This is a genomic window from Corynebacterium sp. 1103A (assembly GCF_055700955.1).
The window spans coordinates 82,146-88,549 of sequence record NZ_JASTTF010000009.1 but is presented as its reverse complement, the minus strand read 5'-3'; the positions used below and the strand labels follow the sequence as shown (position 1 = coordinate 88,549).

The 6,404-nt window shown below is 66.8% G+C and carries 6 protein-coding genes; 2 read left to right on the top strand and 4 right to left on the bottom strand.

Annotated features, from left to right (window positions below; all coding sequences use genetic code 11):
* Window positions 1-144: 144 nt before the first annotated feature.
* Window positions 145-1,968: a BCCT family transporter gene (locus QQS52_RS07980; RefSeq protein WP_472773362.1), complete on the bottom strand. Its 1,824-nt coding sequence runs from the start codon at window positions 1,966-1,968 to the stop codon at window positions 145-147.
* A gap of 295 nt (window positions 1,969-2,263) precedes the next feature.
* Window positions 2,264-3,118 carry a 16S rRNA (cytidine(1402)-2'-O)-methyltransferase gene (gene rsmI / locus QQS52_RS07975; RefSeq protein WP_472773361.1) on the bottom strand — a complete coding sequence of 285 codons (855 nt, stop codon included), beginning with the start codon at window positions 3,116-3,118 and terminating at the stop codon, window positions 2,264-2,266.
* Window positions 3,119-3,160: 42 nt separating this feature from the next.
* Here rsmI and QQS52_RS07970 point away from each other — a divergent pair, with 42 nt between their 5' ends.
* The gene (locus QQS52_RS07970; RefSeq protein ID WP_472773360.1) at window positions 3,161-4,729 is read left to right on the top strand and encodes a dolichyl-phosphate-mannose--protein mannosyltransferase; all 1,569 of its coding nucleotides are present in this window, start codon (window positions 3,161-3,163) and stop codon (window positions 4,727-4,729) included.
* Window positions 4,730-4,762: 33 nt separating this feature from the next.
* Here the strand turns inward: QQS52_RS07970 and QQS52_RS07965 are convergent, their stop codons facing one another.
* Window positions 4,763-5,458: a zf-HC2 domain-containing protein gene (locus QQS52_RS07965; RefSeq protein WP_472773359.1), complete on the bottom strand. Its 696-nt coding sequence runs from the start codon at window positions 5,456-5,458 to the stop codon at window positions 4,763-4,765.
* Window positions 5,445-5,858: a DoxX family protein gene (locus QQS52_RS07960; protein WP_472773358.1), complete on the bottom strand. Its 414-nt coding sequence runs from the start codon at window positions 5,856-5,858 to the stop codon at window positions 5,445-5,447. Before QQS52_RS07960 ends, QQS52_RS07965 begins: the two co-directional genes overlap by 14 nt.
* 50 nt (window positions 5,859-5,908) lie before the next feature.
* Here QQS52_RS07960 and QQS52_RS07955 point away from each other — a divergent pair, with 50 nt between their 5' ends.
* Complete coding sequence (locus QQS52_RS07955) at window positions 5,909-6,403, top strand: methylated-DNA--[protein]-cysteine S-methyltransferase (RefSeq protein ID WP_472773357.1); 495 nt, start codon at window positions 5,909-5,911, stop codon at window positions 6,401-6,403.
* Window position 6,404: the final 1 nt, after the last annotated feature.

The following is a 6,404-nucleotide window of genomic DNA, read 5'->3' as shown; positions in this document are numbered from 1 at the left end:
AGGCCAGCCAAGCCCCACGACTGCCTCAACACGCGAAAAGGCGCCACGGAAACCACTCCGTAGCGCCTACTCGGCGTACCTCAACCAGAAAAAGCGCACCGCCCGCAAAGGGGTCGGTGCGCTTTCGTCGCGTGCGCGAGAGATTTAGTGCTTGCGCTTGAGCTTGAGGCGCTCGGCGCGGCGGCGCTTGTTCTCCTGTGCACGCTGGTACTCGCGGTGCAGGCGGCGCTCGCGGGCGAGCTTACGTTGGAAGGCCTGGGATTCGCGGTACTCAAGGTAGATGACGTCGTTGCGCAGATCCTTGACGATGGCGAACATCAGCAGCACGACAATCACCAGGAACGGCGCAGCGGCCACGATGGTGACGTTCTGCAGGTTATTCAGCGAGTCCTCGTTGACCAGCAGCAGGGTCAGGCCGACGGCGGCGGTCAGCACGCCCCAGATGGCGGACAGCCACGGCTGGGCATCGGACTTGCCGTTCTGCGACATCGAGCCCATCACCGTCGATGCGGAGTCCGCGGAGGTGATGAAGAACGTCGCCAGCAAAATCATGGCGATGACGGACGCGATGGCCCCGAGTGGCATGCCGTTGAGGAGGTTGAACAGCTCCTGCTCGGCGCTCTCGCCGGAAATCGAGTTGCCGGTCTGCTCGGCGTGGATGGCCGAGCCGCCGAAGATAGCGAACCACAGGGTGGACACGCCAGCCGGTACCAGCAGGACGCCGACGCAGAACTCGCGGACGGAACGGCCGCGGGAAATACGTGCCAGGAACATACCGACGAACGGCGACCAGGACACCCACCATGCCCAGTAGAAGATGGTGTAGCCGCTGAGCCACTCGCCGGCCTCGCCGTTGGCGGACTCGGCGGTACGGCCGATCATCTCGGTGAAGTTATCCAGGTAGGCGCCGATGGAGCCCGGCACCAAGTTCAGGATGTTCACGGTCGGGCCAACGATGAACACGAAGATAGCCAGTAGCGCGGCCATGACCATGTTGGCGTTGGACAGGTACTGGATACCGCGGCCCACGCCCGACAGAGCGGACAGGATAAAGGCCAGGGTCAGAACCAGAACGATGCCGATGACCACGCCGTTGCCCGGATCCTCGATGATGCCGGAGGCGGACAGGCCAGCCTGAATCTGCAGGGCGCCCAGGCCCAGGGAGCAGGCGGTGCCGAAGACGGTGGCGAAAATCGACAGGATATCAATCAGCTTGCCGACCGGGCCGGCAGCGCCCTTCTCACCGATGAGCGGCACGAAGGCCGAGGACAGCAGCTGCTTGCGACCAATACGGAAGGTGGAGTACGCAATAGCCAGGCCCACGATGGCGTAGATGCCCCAGGGGTGGAGCGTCCAGTGGAACATGGCGGTTGCCATAGCGGTGTCGACCTCGTGCGGGTTGTGGTCCGGAACCCCGTCACGGTAGAAGGCCAGCGGCTCGGACGCGCCGTAGAACATCAGGCCGATGCCCATGCCGGCCGCAAACATCATCGCGATCCACGACGGCGTGGAGAACTCCGGCTCCTCGTCAATATGGCCCAGGCGAATGGTGCCGAACTTGGAGACCGCGATAGCGACGACGAAGACCACGAAGATGGTGGTAAACAGCACGTAGGCCCAGCCGAAGTTATCGACGACCAGGGTCAGGGCCTTGCTGGAGAACTCAGCGAAGCTGTCGGCGCCGGCCAGGCCCCAGATGACGATTGCCAGAACCAACGCCCCGGCAATGCCGGTCACGGTCCAGTCGATCTTGGCGTCGCCATCGGCGGCCATCTCAACAGGCTCTTCCTCGTGCCTTTCGGAGGAAAGGCTCTTGTTGTCCAGCATGGAAGCCAGCTGGCTGGTTGCCGACTGACCATCCAGCGCCTCATCAACGGTTTCGTATTTTTGATCTACCGGTTTGGAATCCAGCACGTCCGGATCGTGCGGATCCGCCCCTTCAGGCACGTTGTTTTCCGAATTTGTCATGCAATCTAGGTTGTTCGAAACCGGAAAGTCTTTCAAATTGCGGACCGCGTTTTTCCTTAATCTCCGGGCTTTATCACCGATTTTCGCCGCGTCGTAACCATCACAAGGTCCGGCATATCCGCTAGTCTTTAAGTTTTCCGACGGTGAAACAAAACGTTTCTGTAACAATTGGATTAAGAATTGCTGTGGACGGTTATTTTCCCTGCAAGTAGACCAAAAACACAGTATTTTTCGGCCGCCGGTCTCAGGGAACTGCCAGCCACGGCGACGGGCCCGAAAGGCCCGTTCCGGGCGGCTAGTCGCGGGCGGCTAAGACGGCATCGTAGAGCTCGCGGCTCGACGCCCCCGCCTCGCCGGCGACCTGCTTGCAGGCCGCCTTGAGCCGCAGCCCCGCCGCGGCGAGCTGCTGGGCCTTGGGCACCAGCTCGTCCACGCTCACGGCGGCGGCGCTACCGCCCTCGATGACCACGGTGATCTCGCCGCGCACGTTATCGCCCGCCCACTCGGCCAGCTGACCCAGCGTGCCGCGCTTGACCTCCTCGTAGGTCTTGGTCAGCTCGCGGCAGACCGCCGCGGGCCTGCCCTCCCCCAGCACCTCGGCGGCCACTTCGAGCGTCTCAGCCAGCCGGTGCGGGGACTCGAAGAAGACCACGGCGCGCTCCTGCCCGCGCAGCGACTCGAGCCACTTGCGCCGCGGCCCGCCCTTGCGCGGGGCGAAACCGTCGAAAATGAAGTGCCCCACACCCAGCCCGGACAGCGCCAGTGCGGTGGTCACCGCGGACGGGCCCGGCAGGCAGGTCACCCGCACGTCCGCCTCGGCGGCAGCGACCACCAGGGAGTGCCCCGGGTCGGAGACAATCGGCATGCCGGCATCGGTGACGACGAGGACGGTGCCGGAGCGGGCGGCATCGATAAGCCCGGCGGCGCGAGCGTCCTCGTTGTGGTCGAAGTTGGAGACTACCTTGCCCCGAATCTCCACGCCCAGGGCCTGGGCCAGCGCCCGCACGCGGCGGGTGTCCTCCGCCGCGACAACGTCGGCCTGCCTCAGCGCCTGCAGAAGGCGCGCGCTGGCGTCCCCCGGGTTACCCAACGGGGTGGCGGCCAGCACGACGCCGCGCGGCAGCGGCTCCAGCGAAAACTCAAAGCTCATGCCTAATAGCATGGCACAGTGCCGTACCCTAAACTATCTGGGGTGAGTATCCGTACTTCCTCCGCCCAGCCCGCCGCCGTCCCGCGCGGTGCCCACAACCGGCCGGCCGCTGTACCGCGGCCCATCACGTGGACCCGGGCGGACACGGTCACCACGCTTGTCATCGCCGCGCTGGCCTTCATCACGCGCTTTGTCGCCCTCCAGTACCCTACCGCCAGTGGCACCCCGATTTTCGACGAGAAGCACTACGCCCCGCAGGCCTGGGACATGGTGCGCAGCTGGGACAACCTCTTTGTCGGCGGCATCGAGTCGAACCCCGGCTACGGGCTGGTGGTGCACCCGCCGCTAGCCAAGCAGCTGATTGCGGTCTCGGAGCAGATTTTTGGCTACACCCCGCTGGGTTGGCGCACGATGGCCGCACTCTTCGGCGTCGGCACCGTCCTGCTGATCATGGCGCTGGCCCGCCAGCTGTCGAACTCGACGGTGGTGGCTACCATCGCCGGCCTCATCGCGGTCTGCGACGGCGTGTTGCTGGTCTCCTCCCGCTTCGGCATGCTGGACATCTTCCAGGTATTTTTCATCGTCGCCGCGGCCTGGGCCCTAGTCCACGACCACAAGCAGGTCCACCAGCGCCTCGACGACGCCTGGCGCGCGGGCCTGCTTAACGATGCCGCCTTCGGCCCCCGCTTCGGCTTCCGCTGGTGGCGCTTCAGCGCCGGCGTCTTTTTGGGCTTGGCGCTGGCGGTGAAGTGGTCCGGGCTGTATTACCTCATGTTCTTCGGCCTGGCCAGCGTTTTCGCGGATCTGTGGCTGCGCCGCCGCTACGGGGTGCGCCGCTATGTGCTGGGCGCCCTCGTGCGCGATACCCCGGCCGCGCTGGCCTCGCTGGTGGCGGTGCCGGCGGCGCTGTACGTGTGGTCCTGGCGGGCCTGGTTTACCAGCGAGACCGCCGTCTACCGCCACGCGGCCACCGACGGCACCATCGAGGCCGGCTCCTGGCTGCACCTGCTTCCCGATGCCCTCGCCAGCTGGCTCTACTACCACCTCTCGGTGCTGGAGTTCCACGCCTCCCTGACCACCTCCGGCGGGCACTCGCACCCGTGGGATTCCAAGCCGTGGGCGTGGCTGGTCGGCGCCCGCCCGATCCTCTACCACTCGCATACGGAGCTGACGTGTACGGGCGGCATCGAGTGCCGTCAAATGCTCTTCCTGTTCGGCACGCCCATCATCTGGTGGCTCATCGTGCCGGTGCTGATGTGGTCGGCGTGGTGCTGGTTCGTGCGCCGCGACCGCCGATTCGCCCCAGTGCTCATCGGTTTCGCCGCCGGCTTCCTGCCGTGGTTGGCCGCCTACGACCGGCAGATGTATTTCTTCTACGCCGCCGCGCTTATCCCCTTCGTCATCGTCGGCCTAGCGCTGATAGCCGGGCAGCTGGCCGGGCGCGGGCCGGTGGCCAGCTGGGCCCGCCCGCTGCGGTGGGGCACGGTGGCCGTGGTCGTCTACGTCGCCGCCGTCGTGGCGATGTTTTGTTATTTCGCGCCCATTCTCTACGGTTTCAACGTACCGGAGAGTTGGTACCAGTCCATGATGTGGCTGCCCAGCTGGACCTAGCCGGGGCTGGCCGGGGCCGGCCGTGCTGCCGGGCTAGTTCGGGTCCGCGCCCAAAACGCGCCAGGCCCCGCGCAGGCTGAAGCCGTGGTCGGCGGCCCAGGCCCAGCCCAGCGCCGCCGTGGACAGGCCGGTGGCCAGCAGCGCGTAGACTTGGCCCATGACGAGGTTGCCTAGGGCGATGTCGCGCATCGCGAAGCCGCACAGGAAGGCAAACAGCGTGCACGTCAGCGGCATCAGGCCGGGTGCTAAGCGGGGACGCCAGGCGGCGAAGATAAGCCCGGAGGCCAGCCCCAGGCGCAGGGCCGCGCCCTCGATGAGCGCCGACGCGCCGTCCGGGTCCGCCGTCGGGTCGAGGACCTCGCCGGTGCCCGGCACCATGCCGGAGGACTGCGCGACCATCGCGACGGCCCACGCGGCGCAGATGATGCCGATGACCACCAGGAGGATGCGCGCCATCGCTAGCCCCGCATGCCGGCGCCCGGCGGTGCGCTGCCATTCGGATTCCACGCCGCCCAAGATGAGATCGGACAGGTCCTGCGGTGGGGCCATGCCCGTGTCGGCCGGCTCCACGAAGCTCAGCGAGCGGCTCAGCCGGGCCGCCTTGTCCTGGAAGGCGCGGCATTCGGCACATTCAGCGATGTGGGCGTCGACAACGTTATCGTCCAGCCCGTGGTCCTCCCCATCTAGGCGCGCCGAGATGGCGGCCTGGACCTGCTCATGCGTCAACACGGTTGAGCACCTCATCCAGGCTGGCCCGCCCCGCGCCGAAGACGACGACCATCAGCAGGGAAACGAACAGAACGCTGACGTATTCGATGCCGCCGTCGGTGGCGAAGAAGCCATTGCCCCAGTGGGCGAAGTAGAAGGCCCCGCCGACTAGGATCATCAGCACCGCGGCGGCTGCCGTCGTGAGCAGGCCGATGACCATCAGCGTGCCGCCCGCTAGCTCCCCGACCGTGGTCAGCCAGGCTAGAATCTGCGGCTGGGGCACGCCCAGGGCGGAGAACTGCCCGACTGTCTCGTCCATGCCGTTGATAAACAGCTTGGTCACCCCGTGGCAGACGAAGACGAGGCCGAGGATCAGCCGCAGCAGGAGCAGCGCGGCATCTCTAACGGCGGGTTTATTCATGAGCATTAGACTACCTTGGTACCACAACTTTGCTAAAGAAAGGCGCCGCGATGACTCACGTGTACCTGCTCGATAGCCCGCTGGGCCGCCTCGCGCTCGCCGGCTCCGACGCCGCCCTCACCCAGCTGGCCCTGCCCGGCGACGAACTGCCGGCCGATGCTACCCCGGGGACCACCGCCGTCTTAGAGGAGGCCGCCGCGCAGCTGCGGGCCTATTTCGCGGGCTCTTCCGCTCCCTTCGACGCGCCTCTGGACCACTCCGGACAGCCGCCTTTTACCGCGGCGGTGCTGCGCGAGCTGGCGCGCGTGGGCTACGGCGAGACGCTCAGCTACGGCCAGCTGGCCGCCCGGGCCGGCCAGCCCGCGGCCGTGCGCGCGGTGGGCAACGCGTGCGCGCGCAACCCCCTGCCGCTGTTCGTGCCCTGCCACCGCGTGGTGCGCTCCGACGGCACCCTGGGCAACTACCGCGGCGGCCTGGCCGCCAAGCGCTGGCTGCTGGAGCTAGAAGCCGGGTCGGGAGCCCAACCGGGCCCGGCGGCAGTCTAAA

What these genes read in the sequence shown, in the direction of transcription:
- QQS52_RS07980 (WP_472773362.1), bottom strand. Translation starts at nt 1,968, where the DNA reads ATGACAAATTCGGAAAACAACGTGCCTGAAGGGGCGGATCCGCACGAT.
- rsmI (WP_472773361.1), bottom strand. Translation starts at nt 3,118, where the DNA reads ATGAGCTTTGAGTTTTCGCTGGAGCCGCTGCCGCGCGGCGTCGTGCTG.
- QQS52_RS07960 (WP_472773358.1), bottom strand. Translation starts at nt 5,858, where the DNA reads ATGAATAAACCCGCCGTTAGAGATGCCGCGCTGCTCCTGCTGCGGCTG.
- QQS52_RS07955 (WP_472773357.1), top strand. Translation starts at nt 5,909, where the DNA reads ATGACTCACGTGTACCTGCTCGATAGCCCGCTGGGCCGCCTCGCGCTC.